Below are 22783 nucleotides of genomic sequence, written 5' to 3' on the forward strand. Positions count from 1 at the left end.
AAGCGCTAGCGCGCGTTTATTATTCAATGTTGGTGGTAAATAGATAACAAGAACAAAACAGATTGGAAGTGCTCATAATGCCTTGGACAATGGAAGATTACCCTCAAAGTTGGAAAAATATGGATAAACTTGAACGAAAAAAAGCCATTGATATTGGCAATGCCATGTTAAAAGATGGTTATGAGGAGAGTAACGTGATACCTATTGCTACAAAGCAAGCAGAATCTTGGTATAAAGATGCATCCGAAAAAGAATTGGAATCCTTAAAAAACAAAAAAATTACTAAACATGAAAAAGATGATTCAGCAGATCCTGCATTAAACAAGAAAGATGTACATGTTTATTATGAAGATGATGAATGGAAGATTAAATCAGATGGTGCGAAACAGGCATCTGATAGTTTCGATAAAAAAGAAGATGCCATGAAACGTGCACGTAATATCGCTGATAACCGTAGAACTGAAATTATCGAACATAAAAAAGATGAATAAAATTAAGCATGCTAGAACAATTAAAAATAATTAAAAGGGCAATCCAATGCATAAATTGAAGGCATTGGGTTGCTTTTCTGTATTGAAAATAACCACTTAAAACACAAATTGAATCTTTTAGAAGCGTAAAATTTGAATAGCTTTTAAATTTAATAAGTCAATTATAATAAGCTATAATGAATTTTAAAGAAGTTTTTTATTGGAGGTAAGACAAAATGTATATAGAACGTAAACCCTCGGTAAACATTGACGATTTGAAAGCTGAATTTAAGGAAAGTATTGATCATATAAACGCGTCAGAAGAAGCATTAGATATGGTTGTAGGCTTTGTTGCTTTAGAGCAACTTTATACGTCGGCTCTTAAAGAAATTAGTACAAAGTTAGATATTTTAGATGATCAATTTCAACAGATGTATAAACATAATCCCATTCATCACATGGAACGTCGTGTGAAAGAGATGAGAAGCTTAATTAAAAAATTAGACAGAAAGCGTTACCCTATTAGCACTGAGTCAGCCAAAGAAAACATATTAGATATTGCGGGTATTAGAGTAGTTTGTAATTACTTTGATGATATATATGTTATTGAAAAATTATTATTAAAACAAGAAGACGTGAAATTGATTAAACGTAAAGATTATATCGAACATCCGAAAGAAAATGGTTATAGAAGTTTACATATTGTTGTAACCATCCCAGTTTATTTAGCGCATTCTGTTGAAATAGTCCCCGTAGAAATACAAATAAGAACGATTGGAATGGATATGTGGGCGAGCTTAGAGCATAAAATACGTTATAAAAACACAGAAAATACGGAAAAATATAAAGCGATATTGAAACAATGTGCAACAGACATTACATCAGTAGAAAGTAAAATGCAGGAAATACATTCTGAAGTATTTGATAATTAAATAATAACAATGCAATATAACAATTTGCTTGCTCATGACGTCGCGTCATCAACTATGATTAGACTCAGGAGGTGATTACATGAGCCAATATCAAACAGGTGAATTAGCGAAACTAAAAAATGTTTCTGTTCGGACCATTCAATATTATGATAGAAAAGGTTTATTAAAAACGGTACAAACAGCAAAAAATGGGCGGCGTATATTTGATGAACAAAGCAAACAAGATTTAGAAATCATTCTAATTTTAAAAGCTTTTAATTTCTCCTTGAAAGATATTAAAACAATCTTGAATGAAAAAAATAAGTTGAAAACGGTTCGTGTTATGTTAGCACAAAAAGAATTAGATATAGAAAAGGAAATGCAGAGCCATAAGACTTTGCTTGCAGAGATACGACAATTTAAACAATATATTGGTCGACGTTCTGAAGCGCCTTTAGAAAAACTATTAGAAACAAAAACATACGTAAATCAAAAACCAAAAATGAAACAATTTAAACAATCTGTATTGTATCGCATCATACCTATAGGTATATTTCAATATACTGCTTTAATAGTAAGTATGGTCACTAAAAAATGGTGGCCATTGTTATCTACCTTACCTATATTGTTTACCTATGCTGTAAATTTTACAATATTTACTTATACGGCACTAAGCTATGTTTGTCCAAATTGCCAAGCAACATTTAAACCCAATTTAAAGCAATGGATGTTTTCGGCACATACGCCTAAAACGAGAAAATTACAATGTCCACATTGTGACCAAGATCATCACTGTGTAGCAATTGTCCAATCTTAATCAAATTTCATATGAATAAAAAAATTTTTGAAACCGATGTGTGAGGGATGAAACCTGACATATCGGTTTTTTTACTTTAAGAAAAACGATATTTATAATTGCAAGCGCTTGCAAATTGGGTACTTGTGTTTTAATATACTTGTATACAAGTATATCGTAAAGTTATCGAGGTGATGTTTTAGTGAAATACGATTACCCAGAACAATGGTTAGAAGGTGTTTCAAAGGGCGAAATGATTGCGGCAGAAATTCGACTGAGAATTGTAGATGGAAAAATAGCACCAGATACATTATTAACGGAGAACCAAATTGCTAAAGAATATAATGTAAGTCGATCACCAGTGAGAGATGCATTTAAATTATTAAAGCAAGACCAACTCATTCATCTTGAACGAATGGGAGCAGAAGTTTTACCGTTTGAAGATAAAGAGAAAAAGGAACTCTATGATTTGAGAATTATGCTAGAGTCCTTTGCTTTTAGTAGAATTAAAAACTTAAATCATGAGCAAATTGTAAAAGAAATGAGAAAGCAGCTTGAAATGATGAAAGTTGCAGTGCAATTTGAAGATGCAGAAGCCTTCACTGAACATGATATGAAATTTCATGAATTAACGATTATGGCTTCAAAGCACCAATATTTAAAAACATTCTGGAATAATTTGAGACCAGTGATGGAATCACTCATATTATTATCTATGCGTAAAAGAATGAATGAGAATCCGGAAGATTTTGAACGTATTCATCATAACCATGAGATATTTATAGAAGCGATAGAACAACAAGATGCTAAGAAATTAAATAAAGCATTCCATTTAAACTTTGATGATGTTGGTGAAGACATCGATAGTTTTTGGTTAACTTAGCAATTTAATGCAGTAAAGATTGTAGGAGGCGAAATCATGAAATACATGATTGGTGTTGATATTGGTACAACAAGTACAAAGTCAGTACTTTATGACGAAAAAGGTCAGTTTATAATGAAACATAATATTGGTTATCCATTGCACACACCAAATGTTGAAGTTTCAGAAGAGAATCCAGATGAATTATTTGATGCCGTGTTAATGACCATAAAATATGTTATGAGAGAAGCAGACATAGCTAAAGAAGACCTCAAATTAATTTCATTTAGTGCACAAATGCACAGTTTAATTGCAATGGACGCAAGTCATCAACGTTTAACAGAGAATTTAACTTGGGCTGATAATCGTGCGAGTCGATATGCAGAATCAATTAAAACCAAGCATAATGGCGATGCGATTTATCAAAGAACAGGGACACCTATCCATCCAATGTCGCCATTGTCTAAGATATTCTGGATGAAACATGAACAACAAGAAATATTCAATCAAACTGCAACGTTTGCGGATATTAAGACCTATATCTTTTATCAACTTTTTGAAACGTTTGTGATTGATCAATCAATGGCTTCTTCGACAGGGATGCTTAATTTGGAATCGTTGGAATGGGATAAAGAAGCCTTGTCGCTTTTAGGTATAACTGAAGCTCAATTGCCTGAAATTGTACCAACGACACACATCTTAAAAGGTATGAAACGTAGATATGCAGCATTAATGGGTATCGATGAAAATACGCCAGTTGTAGTGGGTGCAAGCGATGGCGTACTTTCAAATTTAGGTGTGAACGCATTTAAAAAAGGTGAAGTTGCAGTGACCATTGGAACTTCTGGTGCCATTAGAACCGTGATTGACAAACCACGTACAGACTATAAAGGTAGAATATTTTGCTATGTTCTGACAGAAGACCATTATGTTATTGGTGGTCCAGTTAATAATGGTGGTGTTGTACTGAGATGGTTACGCGATGAATTACTAGCTAGTGAAGTAGAGACAGCTAAACGTTTAGGCGTTGATCCTTATGATGTCTTAACCAAGATTGCTAATAATGTCAAACCCGGTGCAGATGGACTAATCTTCCACCCTTATTTAGCGGGAGAGCGTGCGCCTTTATGGAATGCTGATGCAAGAGGTTCATTCTTTGGTTTAACACTATCACATAAGAAAGAACATATGATAAGAGCCGCTTTAGAAGGTGTACTTTATAATCTATACACTGTGTATCTTGCGCTTATTGAAGTGATGAATGAAACGCCTAAAACAATCAAGGCGACTGGTGGTTTTGCTAAAAGTGAAGTCTGGCGTCAAATGATGGCAGATATATTTGATACAGATTTAATTGTGCCAGAAAGTTACGAAAGTTCTTGTTTAGGCGCTTGCGTATTAGGTATGAAGGCATTAGGTGAAATTGATGATTTTTCAATTATAGAAGATATGGTTGGAACAACAAACAAACATCATCCTAATGAGGATAATGTAAGAACGTATCAACAGTTAGTATCTATATTTATTAATTTAAGTCGTTCATTGGAAGCACGTTATACAGAAATAGCAGCATTCCAACGCGAACATATGACAGGAGACGAATGATGAAATATTAGAGCAGGTATAACGGATGTCATGATTAAACAAACAATGTATTTTTAATCATGACGTTACCTTACCTGTGTCATATTATTAGGAATAAAAATTTTACGTAATTAAGAAAGCGTTACCAAGATTGAATGGCGATTTCAATTAGCTGAAATTCAATCTTGATATTGAAAGGGGAGAACGGAAATGTTTGAAACAATTTGGCCACTGATCACTGTGGTAATCGGTATCATTGTATTATTGTCGCTCATCATATTCTTGAAATTAAACACGTTTATTTCACTTATTATTACATCAGTTGTAACTGCTATATTACTAGGAATGCCTTTAGATAAAATCATAGAAACAATCGAAAATGGCATGGGCAGTACACTAGGTCACATTGCTTTAATATTTGGTCTAGGTGCCATTCTCGGTAAATTACTTGCGGACGGTGGCGGTGCTACACGAATAGCTGATACGCTTATAAAGAAATTCGGTCATAAGCACGTACAATGGGCAATGTTAGTTGCCGCATTTATTGTAGGTATTGCGTTATTCTTTGAAGTAGGTCTTGTCTTATTAATTCCATTGGTATTTACGATTGCCAAACGAGCTAATGTTTCACAATTAAAATTAGGCTTACCAATGGTAGTGGCGCTATCTGTAACACACGGATTTTTACCACCACACCCTGGCCCAGTTGTAATTGCAAAAGAATTACAAGCAAACTTAGGACATGTATTACTATACGGTATTATTATTGCAATACCAGTGACATTAATTGCTGGACCATTATTCAATAAAATTGCACAAAAAATCACACCATCAGCTTATCGTCGTGAAGGCGACATATCAGCTTTAGGTGCACAAAAAGAATTTACTGAAGAAGAAATGCCAGGATTTGGCATCAGCTTTTTGACAGCTGTGTCTCCAGTTATCTTAATGTTATTATCAACAATTGTACAGTTAGTAACAGGACATGAATCAGCGACGAATGGTTTTGAATCATTTATTTACTTTATTGGTACTGCAGCAACTGCAATGTTGATCGCTGTCTTATTTGCGATTTTTACAATGGGTATCAAACAAGGACGTAAAAATGCCGATATTATGGATTCAGTTTCAAATGCGATTTATCCAATCGGAATGATGATTTTAATTATTGGTGGTGGCGGTACTTTCAAACAAGTATTAATTGATGGCGGTGTCGGTGATACAATCGCTAAATTATTTGAAGGTACAGAAATGTCTCCGATATTACTTGCGTGGATTGTAGCTGCAGTGCTTCGTATTGCACTTGGGTCATCAACCGTAGCTGCTATTTCATCCACAGGTATCGTTTTACCGTTATTACAAGCATCAGACGTTAACGTTGCATTAGTGGTATTAGCAATTGGTGCAGGGAGTGTTATTTTATCTCATGTTAATGATGCTGGGTTCTGGATGTTCAAAGAATATTTCGGTTTAACAGTTAAAGAAACCTTCCTAACATGGTCATTACTAGAAACAGTTATCTCAGTTTCAGGTCTTGTCTTTATCTTGATTTTAAGTATATTTGTATAAAACGAAATCATAGCAGTGAAAACGATAGAAGATTGAATGGGATCACGGTTTACATTGTAGATGTTTTTTGACCAGACTCACTAACATAACTTCAATTTTTAAAGGCTTAGATTAAGCTTATTTTAAATTAAGTTAATTATTGAGTTTGGTTTATTTTATAGTATGGTACAAATGCTTACTGAATGAATACTTGGACAATGTTTTAACGTAAAAGGGTCAGTGAAGGAGTTTGAAAATAACAAAATTTAGTTTAGAAAGTTTTTCTTTAAAAGGTAAAAATGCGATAGTAACAGGCGGTGCACGCGGATTAGGCAAATATTATACCATTGCTTTAACAATGTATGGGGCAAATGTAACTGTAGTTAGTTCTTCAACCAATGCCTGGGATGAAATGAAAGCATATGTGAAACAGCATGAGGGTAATGTATCCTTCCTTCAGCAAGATTTAACCGAATCGGGTTCTGCAGCAAAGGTTATCACAAATGCAGTTGGAACGTGGGGATCACTTGATATATTAGTTAATAATGCAGGTGTTCAAATTAGAAATAATATTTTAGATTATAAAGATGAAGATTGGCAAAATGTCATAGATATTAATTTAAATGCAACGTATTATATGGCTCACGAAGAGGCTAAAGTGATGACAGAACAAGGCTCAGGTAAAATCATTAATATAGGTTCTATGCAGTCATACCGCGCTGGAAAAAATATCTTTCCTTACGCAGCGAGTAAGCATGGTGTAGTTGGCATTACGCGCGCCTATGCAGATGCTTTGGCACCATACAATATACAAGTAAATGCATTATCTCCTGGTTATATCCGTACTGATATGACGAAAGTGCTAGAAGAAGATCCAATTCGAGGGCCAGAAATTAAAGGACATATACCATCGGGACAATGGGGTGTTCCGGAAAATTTAATGGGTCCACTTATATTTCTAGCTAGTGAAGCCTCAGATTATGTAACAGGTATATCATTACCAGTAGATGGTGATTATTTACTAAGATAATAGATAAACAGATGCTTCGGACAAAATCATTTTTGTCCGATTTTTTAATGAAACAAATTTAATAATGTTGATATCAATGCCGTTTGTTTGAATGTGAGACCATTGAATTACAACATGAATTAATTTTAAAATGATAAAATAGAGAAGTTACTATTGTCTGAACTTACTGAAAATGCATTGGAATGTATAATTTAGATGCTAGATTAAAGTATTGAGATAAACGGAAGTATGTTGTAAAGGAAGTAGTTATATCGCTATAGGGGGTTGGAAAATGAAAAGGATATTATTGATTGCGAGTGCTTTTATTGGCGTCATTGTTGGTGCAGGATTCGCTTCTGGACAAGAAGTGCTCCAATACTTCACAAGTTTTGGCATGATGGGAACATTCGGCGCAATGATAACGACCGCATTATTTACATATGTTGGAATGATGTTAGTTTGGCTGGGAAGTAAGTCTGAAACTGATTCTCATAAAGAAGTCATTTATCGTATCACGGGTAAGTCAATGTTTGGAAAATTATTGGGATGGGTGATTGATTTAGTCATCATATTCACATTATTTGGTGTAGGGGTTGTCATGATTGCAGGTGCAGGTTCAAATCTTAATCAGCAGTTTGGCTTACCATCTATCGTTGGCACACTATTGATGACTGTACTTATCATTCTCGCGGGTATGCTGAAAGTTGAAGGTGTTGTAAAAGTAATTGGAAATATTACGCCGTTTTTAATCATTTTTATAATTATTATTTCAGTTTATAGTTTTATGACAACGGATAGTTCATTTTCACAGTTAAATACTTTGTCTGATGCGAAACCTTCAACATTACCGAATTGGTTTGTAGCAGGTGTGAACTACGCATCATTTAATACAGCTGTAGGTGCATCAATGGCCATTGTTATGGGAGGTTCAGAGAAGAATACGAAAGTAGCAGCTATTGGCGGACTAGTTGGTGGATTCGCGTTAGGCGTCATGATTGTATTGAGTCATTTGGCTATATTCACACAAATAGATATCGTTGGAAATATGGAAATGCCAATGTTAGGTATTGTGAATCATATTTCACCAATACTTGGAGTCATTATGGCTATTGTTATTTTTGGAATGATCTTTAATACGGGTTTAGGTATGTTTTATGCGTTTGCTACAAGGTTTACAGTCGTAGATACGAAAAGTTTCAAACTGTTCTATGCTGTTACCGTTATTGTAGGTCTATGTCTGAGTTTTGTTGGTTTTACAGATTTAGTAGCAATCTTCTACCCATTAATCGGCTACCTAGGCCTTGTATTAATTTTTGTATTGTTGTATGCACCTTTTAAATTGAAGTTTGGCAAGAAAGATATATAAAAGTTTTATTATAATCTATAACTTTGTTTATGCTTGTTGACACTTATGTATATAAAATTAATTTCGAAACACACCTTATCCTTATTTTTAGTTATAATAAAATAAAGGAATAGGGGGTGTTTTTTTATGAACGAGGAAACATTAGAAATTTTACAGACGAATGCGTTGTAATTTTTGGGGATTCAACTAGAAGGCTATGATATGGATGACTTAAAAGGGATCAGCAATCATATTAAGTCACCATTTACAAATACGTCACGTAAACAATTCAAAAATGAGTTGAAACATTTTATCGTCAATATGGGCAGTAATAAAATTTACCATTATACCAATGTTTTCGATGTGAACTTCTTAATATTTAAGTTTAAAAAATATAAACAGATTTACATTATAGGCCCATATATGGAACAGCGACCCAATGAACGACGTTGTAATGAACTGCTACAACAAGCGAATATTAAAATATCTAAGCAATGTTCTTTCGTACCTGCTTCTTGTGCGAACATACCATTTAAATAAGGTGTTAGATGATAGGTTTTCCACTCGTGTTGTACTGCAGATAGATTGGCCGAAGATACGATGGCGATATCGGCGAATGTTGCAGTATGTTTTAATGTATCAAGCACATAATTAAATGGCACGGTACTAGGTAATGACTTAATTCGACTACTTACCATGTGAGACCAAGAGAGTGCTTTGCGTAAGCCTATTTGATTTGGAGAGGCAGTAATAGCTTGTTCTAATCTTGGATTAGAAAATGAATCGGTTGTTGTAACCCAATGTTTAATGTATTTATAACCTTCAATTTCAATCCCCTCAGAGACCAATTCGCCTAACATTTTTTCTAAACCTTTGAACCTATTGATACCTCTTGTGATTTCATAGAGGTTAAATGCATTCCAACGGTTTAATATCTTTTCGGAATAGGTATCAAGTTGCCATTCATTAACAAGCGCAGGGCCGAATGCACGTTCATGTTTAATAGTCATTGAATCGATAGCACAGCCATCAGAATCAACACATATTAATTTTTTATAATGTGGTTTGTATTGTGTTAATGATTCGATCATGTTAAAAATTCCTCTCGAAATAAATTGATTGATTAAACAATCGATATGTATCGTTTATAGAGCTTGAGTGTTGAAATGAAAATAGATAAAAGAAAAGCAGAGTGTAAAATAAAGCGCTTTCTTTATACTATTAAAGTTAGCATTTCAAGTTCAAAAAAACTATAGGATTCAATCATATTATGTGATATAACTCACAATATAATCACTTTAGGTTGAATTTATTATAAAAAGGTTAAGTAAATAACAAAATAAATTAACAGTCATCTATTTATATAAAAAGGTTGTATTAATGCACTTTTCAGTAAGCAATAAGATCTCATTGGTTTCGATTGTACAGATTGAAATTAAAAACTTCGTGTATCTTAACAGAAGTTAAAATTGCTGTATTGATTATATTGTCAATTTTAAAACTAAGGAAATTAACCGGAGAAAGGCAAAAGTGATAATTTTGTGAAATTAATCACAAAACACTTCCAATTTGTATCCTTATGAATTAAGATAAAGATGTAATAAATGACGCAAGCTTTGCGAAAGAAAAAATACGGAGTGATTCATATGAGAGAAGTAATTGAAAAGGTTATTTTTTCAAATGAAAGCAGCTATGAAATTTACACTCATACAGGTGTAAATCAAGGTATTATTAATGATATTAAAGATGGATACAGAAGTATTGACTATATAGCTTATATTGATGCAGAAAAGTTATACAACTATGGATTGAAAAAGACGCTATTAGTTAATCATTAATACACTGTATGCATCAAGTAATTAAAAAGTTTTGTTGTATTCACAATCTATTAATATAGCAAACGGGTATTATTTTTAAAGTTTTTCTCCCTCGTATTAACTTTCATGATTTATTTGAAACGCCCTAAAGTATTTTAAAAAGCCTATGTTTACTGTCCATCCAGTAACATAGGCTTTTAGTTATAGTATTTAATGATGACAATTAAACATAATCTTTAAAATTATGCTTGATTTCATTAAAATCATATAAAGAGTTGTACATACGCATACGAATATGTTCTTCAGATGCATAAGGAATGCGTAAGTGATTATGTTGTGCTACATATTTACGGAAAGTTTTTTCTAATTGTTGTCGTTCTAATATAGGCATTTGAATCCATTCATCTTTGTCGAATAAATCTTCAAAATGAAATTGGAAACTTGTTCGATCTATTGATTTTCTTAATGCTTCTAATTTTTCATCAAAATTCATAATATATATGCCCCTCCCTTAACGCTACAATAAACATTATTAATATATACTTTATTATATACCCACTTTATATTGAAATATGGATATTGACAAGCTGATCAAAAGCAAAACTTTCAAGAAAATGAAAACGCCATGATACAATAATCGTAATTAGGGAAATATTTAAATAAATATAGAGAAGTATAAATAGAAAGGAAGATATACATGGTTGAATTACAAGATAAAGTGGCAGTCGTAACAGGAGCGAGTAGTGGTATCGGTGCAAGTATAGCCGAAACATTAGCTAATCAAGGAGTCAAAGTTGTCTTAACAGGACGAGATGAGTCGCGCTTAGCAGAAGTGGCTAAACGTATACAAGATAATAAACAAGCAGTAGTTGAGACAAGTATTGTGGATGTTACACACAAAGAAGAAGTAACAGAATTAGTTGAAAAAACAAAAGAAAAATTTGGTCAGATTGATATTTTAGTGAATAGTGCTGGCTTAATGTTATCATCAGCAATAACTGAGGGTGACGTTGAAGCATGGGAAGCAATGATTGATGTGAATATCAAAGGTACCTTATATACAATTAATGCTGTGCTACCATCTATGCTAAATCAGTCTAGTGGTCACATTATCAATATTGCCTCAATTTCTGGATTTGAAGTTACTAAAAAAAGCACGCTCTATAGTGCATCCAAAGCAGCTGTACACAGTATTACACAAGGTCTAGAAAAAGAATTAGCGAAAACAGGCGTACGTGTGACAAGTATCTCTCCTGGGATGGTTGATACACCATTAAGTGGAGATACAGATTGGGGAGCACGCAAAAAATTAGATCCTAAAGATATTGCAGAAGCAGCAATTTATGCATTACAGCAACCAAGCCATGTCAATGTGAATGAAGTGACAGTGAGACCTGTTTAAACATAAATGAAATATTAGAAGGCCGGGACATTAATAAGAAGTGTCTCGGCCAAATTAATTTATATGGACTGTAATCTACATGCTAAGTTACAAATATAAAAACGCTAGCTCATGTATTACGCAAATGAGATTCATTTAACGCGTTATTTAATAAGAGCGAAGACTATGAAATTTTTATCAGGACTTTTTGATTTTGTTCATTTTTCTAATAGTTTAGCTTGAATGTATTCGTGAAAGAAGTGAGAAAAATGGAAATGCGATACCTTACCGAAAGAGATGTAAAACAGTACCGAGCCATTCGATTAAAATCGTTACAGACGGATCCAAAGGGATTTGTATCAACATATGAACGTGAAAAATCATTGCCGGAAGATGAATTTAAAGCACGGCTTAAATTAAATGATACGCATTTTACGATAGGCACGTTTGATAGTGGGGAGCTTATTTGTATCGCTACATTTTATAGTGAGAGAATGGAAAAGGTAAAACATAAAGGTAACTTAGTGACTGTCTATTGTGATCCCCGATATAGAGGTCAAGGTATTACAGCTCAAATGATACAACATATCATTAACGATGTTAGTGTGGTTGGTGTTGTGAAAATCATTGGCTTATGTGTATTATCTGAGAATACACAAGCCATTCGTTTGTATGAAAAATTAGGGTTTCAGCGTTATGGTAGGGAACCTAAATCAATCTTTGATGGTCATAGGTATTATGATGAAGACTTAATGTATCTTGAAGTGTAGTTGTTATAAATAACACGTATTCAACTTATGGGTGCACATAAAAAAACCAGGGCGAGTCACCATTATGTCTCGTTCTGGTTTTTTAGTTTGAAATATCATAACCATTCTATAATTTCAATTCTGTTACCAAATGGGTCATAGATATAAAAACGATTGGCGCCTTCAAGTTCATCACCATAGATGATTTCAATTTCTTTAGCTTCAAGTTCTTTCCGTATATCTGAAGCGTTCTGTACTAAAAACGCTGGGTGGGCTTTTGTTGCTGGTTTAAAGTCATCTTGAACACCAATATGTAGTTGTTGGTCACCAACTTGAAACCAAACGCCACCATTTTTCGCGAGATTGGAGGGTTTTGCTATTTCTTTAAAACCTAATTTATCAGAATAAAAAGCCTTTGCTAACGATTCATTGTGAGGTGGTGCAGCTAACTGAACATGATCAATACCTAAAAATTGATTGAACATAAATAACAACTCCTTTAATATATAATAGCAAAAATATAACTATAAAAGTATTTGGTAAATTATTTTTTTATAAATTAGAAGCAACTAATTATTTTAAAAGTTCATTTTATTCTATTGCAATTGATAATCGTTTTCGATTAAAATAGTAGTAATAAACAAGAGAAGAGGTTATCGTTTTGAACAAATTTTTATGCTTGATGTTATGTTTGTTATTATTTTTAGCAGCTTGCGGTAATGGTTCGAAAAATTCAGAGTCAAAAGATGACAAAGATACAAAGACTTATACTACAGATGATGGTAGTAAAGTAAAAATACCTAAAAATCCAAAAAGGGTACTTGTGTTAACCGCTAATTATGGAAACTTTAAAAATTAGGTGTTAAACCTGTCGCTATCACAAATGTATTTCCAGATTCTAAATATATAGATATGAGTAAGGTTAAAAAATTAATCCTGAAAATGTTGAAGCGGCGGCAAAATTAAAAACAGATTTAATTATTACATATAAAGAGAACAAGAATAATAAAAAATTAGCTAAAATTGCACCGACAGTACCTATTAAAGTACAGGATATGGACTATAAAGATACACATATTGAAATTGGGAAATTAGTAAACAAAGAAGCTAAAGCTAAAAAACAAGCTGATAAACTATGAGAAAAACTAGCTAAAGATGGTAAAGAAATTAAGAAAGCAATTGGTAAAGATAATACTTTTTCAATTATGGATATTCAAGCAAAAGATATTTATCAATTTGGCCCTAGATTCGGCCGCGGAAGTAAAGCTATATATGAAGGGTTTAAGTTGAAAGAGGACCCAGAAGCTAAGCAAGCAATGCCAAAAGAGAAGTTTATGAAAGTTTCAAAAGAGAAATTCAATACGTATTCGGGAGATTATTTACTCCTTCCTACTAAAGATGGTAAGAAACCGAATAATGATTTTGTGAAATCAAATACTTGGAAAAATAATAAAGCTGTTCAAAACGGTAATGTTATTTATTATTCTATGGATGAAGCAATTTATGCAGATTTAATTTCAGTAGAGAAACAAGCTGAACTATTTAAAAAAGAACTTTTAAAGCATAAGTAAAAACTAAGCACGTCATAGTCATCGAATTTATATAATTTGATATCTATGATGTGCTTAGTTTATTTTGACGCTTACCAGTGATCAATATCACTTCGTTCGCCTTTAAAATTATTAGCTGTTTGATGACGTTTTGCTAGTACTTTTTCAACTTCTTCAAATTTAATATTTAAAGCATGTAATAATACAAAAAGGTGATACATAACATCGGCGGTTTCATTCGTCACTTCTTCAACGTCGCCTTTCATTGCACCAATCACCACTTCAAATGCTTCCTCACCAAATTTTTTAGTTATTTTTTCAAGTCCTTCTTTTAATAAATATTGAGTATACGAATTACTTTTATCTGCCTGCGCACTTGCTGCAACTGTTTGTTCAAGTTGTTGCACATTAAAAGGTACGGACGTATTAAAACAACTTTGATTACCTGTATGACAGGTTGGTCCGTTTGGAAGTACTTCAATAAGCAATGTATCTTGATCACAATCCAGATGGATATGTTTCACTATTTGAGTGTGACCTGAAGTTTCACCTTTAGTCCATAAACGTTCTTTTGAGCGAGAGTAAAATGTAACAATTCCCTCAGTGAGTGTTTTTTGATAGGCAGTTTCATTCATATATCCTAGCATGAGCACTTGCTTGTTACGTACATCTTGTAATACAACAGGGATAAGTCCTTTGTCAAAATCAGGCTCTTGAGTAGTCATCTTACTGGAATACCTCCTCGTTTCATTGATGATTTAATTTGATTCACAGTTGTTTCTTTATCGTGTAATATGCTTGCCGCAAGTCCCGCTGAAACGTTTGTTTCTTTAAACAAGTCAACGAAATGTTCAGGATTTCCGCCACCACCAGAAGCGATAACGGGAATATTCACAAGTTTTTCAATTTCATGTAAGTGTGAGACATCAAAACCTTGTTTCATACCATCGTGCGTCATACTTGTAATGAGAAGTTCACCTGCGCCTAGGGCTTCAACTTCTTGAACCCAATCATAAACGCGTTTATCCGTTCGCTGTTTACCACCGTGTGTGTAACAAAAATAATCATTTAGTTCGCTATCGTAATTGCTATCTATGGCGATACATATACATTGTCGTCCAAATTTTTCGCTGGCTTCCTTTATAAAACTTGGATTTTTAAGTGCACTTGAATTTAAGGATACTTTATCTGCACCGTGGTTTAATAATTGAGAGATATCGTCAATGGTTGAAATACCACCGCCAACTGTCAATGGAATGAAAAGTTTTTCTGCTGTTTCCGAAATAACATCAAGTACAAGATCATGTCCAGCTTCTGTACGTGAAATGTCTAAGAAAACAAGTTCATCAGCACCTTGTTCATTATAATAAAGTGCAAAATCTACAGGGTTGCCAATATCACGCAAGCCTTTAAATTGAATGCCTTTGACGACGCGACCATCTTTGACATCTAAGCATGGAATAATGCGTTTTTTAATCATGACAATCCCTCCCAGAAGGTAGCGTTGTGTGCAGCTTTGCCAACAATGGCTGCATGAACGCCAATGGATTCTAATTGGGCTAAATCTTGTTGATGACGAATACCACCAGAAGCAATAATTGGTTTTTGAGTTGCTTGAACTAATTGTTGTGTGATTTCGAAATTAGGGCCCTCGAGTTTGCCATCTTTAGAAATATCTGTGTAAATGATACCACTGAGTGGGAGAGCTTCTACTTGTTGTAATAAATCAAAGATATCGAGGCCAGCATCTTCTTCCCAGCCATTAATTTTGACTTGTCGACGGTAAGCGTCAATGGATAGATATAAACGATTTGGAAATGCTTGTGTCATGTGCGATAACCACGCTAAATCTTCGATACCTTTGGTGCCGATGATACAATAATCAATACCATTATTAAAGTAAGTGTCAATGGTATTTCTATCTCTAATACCACCGCCAACTTCCATAGGTTTATCAGTCAGTGAGCGTAATTGATTGATATAGTCACTCTCGATGGATACTTGATTTTTTGCACCAATTAAATCGACGATATGAATTCGGTCTACACACTGATACTGATTGTAGAAAAGTACACTTTCTTCTGCGCTACGCGCCATTTTAACTTCTGAATCGTATTTACCTTCAGTAAGTCGCACGCTAGTAGCATTGATTAAATCAATTGCCGGCCATAGTTTGATCATCTTGAAATCCGCCTTTCAGTGCTTGATTAAGTATTGCTAATCCATCATCACCACTTTTTTCTGGATGGAATTGAATGCCGATATAATTTTGATATTGCACAATTGCTGGGATTTTTGTGCCGTATTCTGTGTAAGCAACCACATGTTGTGACATTTCAGCTTGATACGCATGGACAAAGTAAACATCATGTAATAATAAAGGGTGTTTACTTATTAGATTATTCCATCCTAAATGCGGTACAGGATAAGGGGACTGTATTGGAATTATATTTCCCGGGAAAATATTTAACCCTTTGACATCACCCTCTGCACTCCAATGATAAAATAGTTGCATACCGAGACAGATACCAATCACTGGTTTATCCGTAATGGATGTGATTATATTTGCTAAACCGCGCTCGTTAATTGCTTGCATGGCATCTTTAAAGTGACCTACACCGGGTAAGATGACGACATCAGCATTTGCAATTTCGTTATACTTATCGGTCAATATCGCATCGTATCCTAAATACTGAACTGCGCGTTGAACATTTTTTACATTACCTAATCCGTAGTCAATGATCGCAATCACTCAATCACACCCTTAGATGAAGGGATGTTATCATTATCATTTTCTGAAAGTGCCATTTTTAATGCACGGGCAAATGATTTAAATATGGCTTCAATTTCATGATGCGTATTGCCGCCTCTAAGTAGATCAATATGCGTAGTTAAACGTGCATTGATGATCAAAGCACGGAAGAACTCTTCAACCAATTCGCTATCAAATGTGCCTACTTTTTCTTTACTCAAAGTGGCATTAAACGATAAATAAGGGCGTCCACTAATATCAACTACAGCACGAGATAAAGTTTCATCCATAGGGATGTAACTCACACCATATCTTTGGAAAGATTTGCGTTCTCGAATCATGTCTAATAATAGCTGACCTAGTACGATGCCAATATCTTCTGTTACGTGATGATCATCTACATCGGTATCTCCATTTGCTTCAATTATAATTGACAGCCCACTATGAAACGTAAAGAGTGTGAGCATATGATTTAGGAAACCAACCCCTGTGTTAATTTCACTTGTTCGTTTGTCATCGGCTAAAATGATTGATAACTCTGTTTCTGCAGTCTTACGTTTCTTTTGAAATATCATATTGTGACCTCCATGATTTAATGAGCTGTTCTAATTGGTCTAACTGGTCGTCTGTGGCGATGGAATATCTTACATAATCGTTCATGTTTGGTTCGTCATAACGTCTAGGTAAGAAGCCATGATCTTCAATATAAAGGCCAAGACTTTGCGCTGCGGATCCTTTTGTTAAGACAAAGTTAGTTGATGAAGGGAAGACTTTCATTATATCGCTAACATTATCTTGGAACATTTGTCTTAATCTAACAGCTAATGCACGCTGATGTTCAATGAATGTGCGTGTCTTATCAATATGTTCAAACATGAAAAGTGCAATGTGTAAAGTGAGTGTGTTTAATGGATAAGGATGTTCAATACTTTGTATAAGTTGAATCGTCTCAGGTGTTCCAATTAACACGCCTAAACGTAAACCGGCAATACCAAATGCCTTTGAAAGGGTACGCATTTGAAGAACATGTGGTTGCAATTCAAGCGTGTAGGCATCTCCAAAATCTAAATAAGCTTCATCAATAACAAAATAACCACCAATATTTTTCATTTTATCTGCAATTGCAGTTAAAAATGTTAGATTATACTGCTTGCCAGATGGGTTGTGTGGATTACTCATAATAAAGAATGCGGGTTGCACTGCTTCAATGCGACTTAATATATTTTCTAGATTAAATGTTAAGTCGTTATCTGCATTTACAAACGCTATTGGTCGATGAACTTGGTCGGCATAGGCTTGGTACATAAAGAAATCTGGATTAAGTGCTAATGCTGGACCTTCTGGCATGATAAGCATTAATTTTTGAATTAATTCATCAGAACCATTACCTGCAATAATTTGGTCTGGTGATAGATTATAATAACGCGCATAACCTGCCTTAAATCGTTCATATTCTTCATCTGGATAAAAGTTAAATGAAGCATGATGTATAATCGATGTGAGTTGTGCTTCTGTTAAAGGGCGAAGTGGGCTTTCATTTTTGTTAATTCTTATCATCGTTAAACTCCTTTGATGTTCTAATTTCTATGGATTGTTCGTGATTATATAATTGTTCAACATGGGCTAATTTACGCGCAGTCAGTTCTACGGTATCGAATGTATCTTTTGATAAATCTATCACTGAATGACGTGTTAAAAAATCATTAACAGATAGACCATTGGTAAATCGAGCTGTCTGATTGGTTGGCAGTACGTGACTTGGGCCAGCGACATAGTCACCAATAACTTCGGGTGAATAATAACCTAAGAATAGTGCGCCGACGTAACGGACATGATTTAGATAATCATGTGGTGAAACTGTTTGTATTGAAGCATGTTCTGGTGCAATGAGATTCATTAAATCACACGCTTCGCTAAAGTTATTCACATGTATCAAAAAATGGTTATCATTTAAACTTGCTTGAACGATTGATTGACGTTCAATTTGAGGAAGTATGTGCTGTATTTTTTGTTCAAGTTGTTTTAATAATGCTTCATCTTCACTAATGACAAAAGTTCTTGCAAGTTCATCGTGCTCTGCTTGTGCAAATACATCATATGCGATGGCGTCTAAATCAGCAGAGTCATCAATAATTAATGCAATTTCACTAGGGCCCGCGATTTGATCAATTCCTACTTGACCAAAGAGGTATTTCTTAGCATAGGCAACAAATTGGTTACCAGGTCCTACAATTTTATCAACTTTTGGCAATGTTTCTGTACCGTAAGCTAGGGCAGCAATACTTTGAGCACCTCCAACTTGATAAACGTTATCGACACCTGAGATATAACAGGCGGCTAATACGATATCTGGTATACCATTTAGTTGTGGGGGCGTGACTACAGATATATTTTTTACACCAGCTACCTTTGCCAGTGTTACTGTCATTAAGACGGTTGATGGGTAACTGGCTTTACCACCTGGTACATATACGCCAACGCGTTCTAAAGGATGATACAATTCATAACAATCTGATGTGCCTTGTTGCTTAGTCCATTTAATGGATTCTTGGTAAGATTGAATACGCGCGTGACTTTGTTGTAAGGCCTCACGTAAATCACTGTCTAGGCGATTATAGGCATTTTCTAAAGTTTGATAAGCGACTTCTAAATTGCAAGTCTCTACCTGATCAAACTGTTGATTATAATTTCTGAGGGCATCATCTCCGTGAAGTCTGACGTTTTCGCAAATATCCTTTACGATGGGGTATAGGTCTTCATTTAAGGAAGATTGGTTTAAATACTTTTTCAAAAATAGCGTTTTATCTATGATCAATGAGTGACACCTCCAGTGTTGATAAAAAAGCATCAATTTCAGATGATTTTTTAAAATAGGATTGCTTATTTGTGATAAGTTTCGCGTTAATGGGTTTAATCGTATCTTTTTCAACTAAGCCATTTGATTTTAGTGTTGTACCAGTCTGTACAATATCTACTATTCCATCCACCATTTCTACGAGACAAGCTAATTCAATAGAACCTGATAGTTTTACCAATTCTACATCTATACCTTGTGCTTCGAAGTAGGCACGTGCAGTTTTTACATACGACGTAGCAATTTTATTGAAAGAAGAAGTTTCTGGTTTAGCAGCTAAAGCAAAATGACAATCTCCAAATGGTAAATCCACCAAATTATTAATTGTATAATTTCCTTCTTCTAAAATATCACTGCCAACAATCCCGACATCAGCTACACCTTGTTCTACATAAATAGGGACATCGCTACCTTTAACTAATACGATTTGAATAGATCCTACAGAAATTAATAATTGACGTTCTCGTTTTTCTAATGCATCTACTAGTTCTTGTTCATTAGCTTGTTTTAAATAAGTAATAAAGCTTTTTAATAATCGACCTTTGGCTATAGCTACTGTAAGCATAATAAGAACTCCTTTTATTTATAATATAAAACCTAATCCAAAACCATCTAATTCACCTTTGTAGAAACCTCCCGTAAGTTGGTGGTTTTTATCATTTTTTAGATAACATTTTAAAAATGCACCTTTGTAATATGAACGAGGCGGTTGTGGTGTGATATCTAAATGTATATCTTTTACATTTAATGACTTAAACCACTGTTCCCAACGACGTAAAGCTTGTATTGTACGATGATCGTAAGGAAAGAGTTGACTTAGTAAATCTAATTGATCCGTTGTTTTTGTTGTCAATAATTGAACAAGCGGATGAGAAGTGCCAAGTTCGGATGAAAGTTCTGAAATATTACGCTCTTGTACTAATTTTAAAATCGTTATTGTTTGTTCTTTAGTAGTTAACAGTAAATCGATAAGTTGATAATGTCCTAAAATGACAAAATCGATATCGTCATTAAGATATTGTTGTATATATTTATAAAACGTCATAAAATCTTCCTGCATATCCGTTATGGTAGGGTTGTAATGTTCGATACCCAATTGCGTATAGACATGGTTATTACGAACAATTGGTCCCGCATAAACTACTTTTTGATGACGCGGAGGATAATTACTGTAATAACGCAATAATTGGTCGGTGAAATCATTACGTAATGCAAAGATATGATGGTCATGTTGCCAGAAACTTCTTTCAGTCATTTGCTGTAAATCATCTTTATTCAATGTTTGCCAAGCTAGAGATTCAATAAAGCTAAAATCTACTAAGTTAAAGTCAGCTTGTTGAAAATGCTTTAAAAAGTTAAGTTCTTTTTCTTTGTTATTAATGATTGTTGCTGCATCCATATTAAAACCATCCTTTGCATATACTTTGTTTCTCTACCGAACTAAAGTAAATTAATAAAGAATACTTTAACACATTTATTTTTAGAATTCAATAAATATTCTGAAAATGTTTTTGGTTAAGCGGTATAAAAATGCCCTTGCATTTAAAAAAGTGCAAGGGATTAATACTTATAAGCAAGATTTACCATGATTAACATATTTTAGCATTTCTTCTTTAGGCACCATATTACCACCAGTTGCCCATACAATATGATTTGCTTGATTCATTTGGACGCCCTGTTGTTTGGCTAATGTTATTGCTGATTTAATGCCAGCAAACCCTGACGCGGCAGAGGGCTCAATAAAGATATCTTCTTTTTCACTTAAAAGATATAGATAACGATACATTTCGCTATCAGATACAGTCTGTATACCATAGAGTAACGTATTCATAATTTGCCCGACTAAGCGAGATGGACGTACAACTGCTAAACCATCCGCATCTGTGCTTCCATCAATGCCAATATCCTTAACTGAAATTTTATCGTGTAATTGCGTCATCATACCTAATAACATACAAGGGGCATGTGTTGGTTCAGTAAAAATACAATAAACATGTTCTCCAAAGACTTGTTTTAGACCGAACGTCACTCCTCCTGGGCCACCACCGACACCACAAGGTATGTAGACAAATAGAGGGTGTTCAGCATCTATTTGTATATTTTCAGCAGCTAATTGTGCTTTTAATCTTAATGCAGCGACTGTATATCCTAAAAACAAGTCAGATGAACCTTCGTCATCCACAAAATGACAGGTAGGATCGTTTTCAGCATGTTTTCTTCCTTCTGCTACAGCGTACTGATAATCTGACTGATGTTCTATGACTTCCACACCACGTGACCTCAAAAGATCTTTCTTCCACTGACGTGCATCTGTAGACATATGAACCGTCACTTTAAAGCCCAGTTTTGCACTCATAATACCGATACTTAATCCTAAATTACCGGTTGAACCAACGGCAACATTATATTTACTAAACAGACCTTGATATTTTTGCTCAGCCAGTACACGATAATCATCTGTCTCTTTTAAATCGCCATCTTGCATCCCTATCGTTTCAGCTAATTTAAGTACTTCATAGATACCACCGCGCGCCTTAATTGATCCAGATATAGCGAGGTGACTATCACATTTTAGCCATAGCTTACCTTCAGTGGGTAAGGACTCTAAGTTTGTCAAAGTATTTTGCATAAAAGGTATGTGTTTTAAAGGTGATTCAATAAGGCCATGATTATTTTCCGTTTCTGGGAATACAGTGCTTATGTAACTACTAAATCGTTCAAGTCGTTGCGCAGCGTCTTCCATATCTTTTAAAGTAAACGCTAATGACGCTGGTTTACGAAAATTTGTGTTTTCCCAAAAAATAGGCTTATAATTTTGCATACTATCTATGAGAGGGAAATCTTTTTTAAGTGTTGCTAAATCGTTCATATTAATACCTCCGTATCATTTTAATAACAGTACGAAATATAAATTTCACGCTACATTAATTATAACAAGAAATAGATGAAATCGCCTGATTCGCCGATATAATATGATGATATTGGTTATTGTAGTTAGAACCATTGACTCGATTTAAAAATGGGTTTACACAGAGTGAACGATAATATTTTTACAAATTAGCGTGATTGCTTATTTTAATTGTAAGTTAGAAAAATGATTGATGAAATATAAACAAAAAAGAGTCAGGAACAACTTTGAATGTTCCTGACTCTTT

At 34.2% G+C, this 22783-nt stretch carries 26 protein-coding genes; 13 read left to right on the forward strand and 13 right to left on the reverse strand.

Going from position 1 to position 22783, the window contains the following annotated elements:
• The first annotated feature begins 77 nt into the window (after positions 1 to 77).
• The 8 genes from M1D64_RS02010 (at position 78) to M1D64_RS02045 (ending at position 8546) form a co-directional block, all read left to right on the forward strand.
• Positions 78 to 491, forward strand: a complete 414-nt coding sequence (locus M1D64_RS02010) for a DUF2188 domain-containing protein (RefSeq protein ID WP_037537688.1) — start codon at positions 78 to 80, stop codon at positions 489 to 491.
• Between the two features lie 215 nt (positions 492 to 706).
• Positions 707 to 1402 carry a GTP pyrophosphokinase gene (locus M1D64_RS02015; RefSeq protein WP_002482367.1) on the forward strand — a complete coding sequence of 232 codons (696 nt, stop codon included), beginning with the start codon at positions 707 to 709 and terminating at the stop codon, positions 1400 to 1402.
• Positions 1403 to 1481: 79 nt separating this feature from the next.
• The gene (locus M1D64_RS02020; RefSeq protein ID WP_002482368.1) at positions 1482 to 2198 is read left to right on the forward strand and encodes a MerR family transcriptional regulator; all 717 of its coding nucleotides are present in this window, start codon (positions 1482 to 1484) and stop codon (positions 2196 to 2198) included.
• Positions 2199 to 2379: 181 nt separating this feature from the next.
• Entirely contained in the window at positions 2380 to 3060 is a 681-nt protein-coding gene (locus M1D64_RS02025) for a GntR family transcriptional regulator (protein ID WP_002482369.1), read from the forward strand.
• A gap of 36 nt (positions 3061 to 3096) precedes the next feature.
• Positions 3097 to 4644: a gluconokinase gene (gene gntK / locus M1D64_RS02030; protein WP_037537690.1), complete on the forward strand. Its 1548-nt coding sequence runs from the start codon at positions 3097 to 3099 to the stop codon at positions 4642 to 4644.
• 189 nt (positions 4645 to 4833) lie between these two features.
• Positions 4834 to 6192: a gluconate:H+ symporter gene (locus tag M1D64_RS02035; protein ID WP_037537693.1), complete on the forward strand. Its 1359-nt coding sequence runs from the start codon at positions 4834 to 4836 to the stop codon at positions 6190 to 6192.
• A gap of 229 nt (positions 6193 to 6421) precedes the next feature.
• Positions 6422 to 7201 carry an SDR family NAD(P)-dependent oxidoreductase gene (locus M1D64_RS02040; RefSeq protein ID WP_206237009.1) on the forward strand — a complete coding sequence of 260 codons (780 nt, stop codon included), beginning with the start codon at positions 6422 to 6424 and terminating at the stop codon, positions 7199 to 7201.
• A gap of 271 nt (positions 7202 to 7472) precedes the next feature.
• The gene (locus M1D64_RS02045) at positions 7473 to 8546 is read left to right on the forward strand and encodes a YkvI family membrane protein (protein WP_069821591.1); all 1074 of its coding nucleotides are present in this window, start codon (positions 7473 to 7475) and stop codon (positions 8544 to 8546) included.
• Positions 8547 to 8929: 383 nt separating this feature from the next.
• On the opposite strand, the gene M1D64_RS02050 is transcribed toward M1D64_RS02045, so the two are convergent.
• Positions 8930 to 9616: a glucuronate isomerase gene (locus tag M1D64_RS02050; protein ID WP_069821590.1), complete on the reverse strand. Its 687-nt coding sequence runs from the start codon at positions 9614 to 9616 to the stop codon at positions 8930 to 8932.
• A gap of 555 nt (positions 9617 to 10171) precedes the next feature.
• Here M1D64_RS02050 and M1D64_RS02055 point away from each other — a divergent pair.
• Complete coding sequence (locus M1D64_RS02055) at positions 10172 to 10363, forward strand: hypothetical protein (RefSeq protein WP_002482375.1); 192 nt, start codon at positions 10172 to 10174, stop codon at positions 10361 to 10363.
• 202 nt (positions 10364 to 10565) lie between these two features.
• Here the strand turns inward: M1D64_RS02055 and M1D64_RS02060 are convergent, their stop codons facing one another.
• Positions 10566 to 10835, reverse strand: a complete 270-nt coding sequence (locus M1D64_RS02060; protein WP_002482376.1) for a DUF1413 domain-containing protein — start codon at positions 10833 to 10835, stop codon at positions 10566 to 10568.
• A gap of 204 nt (positions 10836 to 11039) precedes the next feature.
• Between M1D64_RS02060 and M1D64_RS02065 the strand changes: the two genes are divergently transcribed.
• Entirely contained in the window at positions 11040 to 11744 is a 705-nt protein-coding gene (locus M1D64_RS02065) for an SDR family oxidoreductase (protein ID WP_002482377.1), read from the forward strand.
• Positions 11745 to 11992: 248 nt separating this feature from the next.
• Positions 11993 to 12493, forward strand: a complete 501-nt coding sequence (locus tag M1D64_RS02070) for a GNAT family N-acetyltransferase (protein ID WP_041079284.1) — start codon at positions 11993 to 11995, stop codon at positions 12491 to 12493.
• A gap of 95 nt (positions 12494 to 12588) precedes the next feature.
• Here the strand turns inward: M1D64_RS02070 and M1D64_RS02075 are convergent, their stop codons facing one another.
• Complete coding sequence (locus M1D64_RS02075) at positions 12589 to 12957, reverse strand: VOC family protein (RefSeq protein WP_002482379.1); 369 nt, start codon at positions 12955 to 12957, stop codon at positions 12589 to 12591.
• 197 nt (positions 12958 to 13154) lie between these two features.
• Between M1D64_RS02075 and M1D64_RS02080 the strand changes: the two genes are divergently transcribed.
• Both M1D64_RS02080 and M1D64_RS02085 read left to right on the forward strand, forming a co-directional pair.
• On the forward strand, positions 13155 to 13331 hold the full coding sequence (locus M1D64_RS02080) for a hypothetical protein (protein WP_228481084.1): 177 nt from the start codon (positions 13155 to 13157) through the stop codon (positions 13329 to 13331).
• A gap of 346 nt (positions 13332 to 13677) precedes the next feature.
• Positions 13678 to 14043, forward strand: a complete 366-nt coding sequence (locus M1D64_RS02085) for a TroA family protein (RefSeq protein ID WP_002482381.1) — start codon at positions 13678 to 13680, stop codon at positions 14041 to 14043.
• Positions 14044 to 14114: 71 nt separating this feature from the next.
• Here M1D64_RS02085 and hisIE read toward each other — a convergent pair whose 3' ends face one another.
• The 10 genes from hisIE to M1D64_RS02135 form a co-directional block, all read right to left on the reverse strand.
• The gene (hisIE, locus tag M1D64_RS02090; RefSeq protein WP_002482382.1) at positions 14115 to 14747 is read right to left on the reverse strand and encodes a bifunctional phosphoribosyl-AMP cyclohydrolase/phosphoribosyl-ATP diphosphatase HisIE; all 633 of its coding nucleotides are present in this window, start codon (positions 14745 to 14747) and stop codon (positions 14115 to 14117) included.
• The gene (gene hisF / locus M1D64_RS02095) at positions 14744 to 15502 is read right to left on the reverse strand and encodes an imidazole glycerol phosphate synthase subunit HisF (RefSeq protein WP_002482383.1); all 759 of its coding nucleotides are present in this window, start codon (positions 15500 to 15502) and stop codon (positions 14744 to 14746) included. Before hisF ends, hisIE begins: the two co-directional genes overlap by 4 nt.
• A complete protein-coding gene (hisA, locus tag M1D64_RS02100; RefSeq protein ID WP_069821589.1) occupies positions 15499 to 16203 on the reverse strand; it encodes a 1-(5-phosphoribosyl)-5-((5-phosphoribosylamino)methylideneamino)imidazole-4-carboxamide isomerase in 705 nt (234 codons plus the stop codon). Before hisA ends, hisF begins: the two co-directional genes overlap by 4 nt.
• Positions 16178 to 16774, reverse strand: a complete 597-nt coding sequence (gene hisH, locus M1D64_RS02105) for an imidazole glycerol phosphate synthase subunit HisH (RefSeq protein WP_002482385.1) — start codon at positions 16772 to 16774, stop codon at positions 16178 to 16180. The genes hisA and hisH overlap by 26 nt, the downstream gene beginning before the upstream one ends.
• Positions 16771 to 17349, reverse strand: a complete 579-nt coding sequence (gene hisB / locus M1D64_RS02110; RefSeq protein WP_002482386.1) for an imidazoleglycerol-phosphate dehydratase HisB — start codon at positions 17347 to 17349, stop codon at positions 16771 to 16773. The genes hisH and hisB overlap by 4 nt, the downstream gene beginning before the upstream one ends.
• A complete protein-coding gene (locus tag M1D64_RS02115; protein WP_011302396.1) occupies positions 17327 to 18331 on the reverse strand; it encodes a pyridoxal phosphate-dependent aminotransferase in 1005 nt (334 codons plus the stop codon). The genes hisB and M1D64_RS02115 overlap by 23 nt, the downstream gene beginning before the upstream one ends.
• Complete coding sequence (gene hisD / locus M1D64_RS02120) at positions 18318 to 19586, reverse strand: histidinol dehydrogenase (protein WP_228160984.1); 1269 nt, start codon at positions 19584 to 19586, stop codon at positions 18318 to 18320. The genes M1D64_RS02115 and hisD overlap by 14 nt, the downstream gene beginning before the upstream one ends.
• A complete protein-coding gene (gene hisG / locus M1D64_RS02125) occupies positions 19576 to 20193 on the reverse strand; it encodes an ATP phosphoribosyltransferase (protein WP_002482389.1) in 618 nt (205 codons plus the stop codon). Before hisG ends, hisD begins: the two co-directional genes overlap by 11 nt.
• Before the next feature lie 18 nt (positions 20194 to 20211).
• On the reverse strand, positions 20212 to 21027 hold the full coding sequence (locus M1D64_RS02130; protein WP_069821588.1) for an ATP phosphoribosyltransferase regulatory subunit: 816 nt from the start codon (positions 21025 to 21027) through the stop codon (positions 20212 to 20214).
• A 168-nt stretch (positions 21028 to 21195) separates the two neighbouring features.
• The gene (locus M1D64_RS02135) at positions 21196 to 22497 is read right to left on the reverse strand and encodes a D-serine ammonia-lyase (protein WP_069821587.1); all 1302 of its coding nucleotides are present in this window, start codon (positions 22495 to 22497) and stop codon (positions 21196 to 21198) included.
• Positions 22498 to 22783: the final 286 nt, after the last annotated feature.

The organism is Staphylococcus sp. Z5-21 (assembly GCF_056529615.1).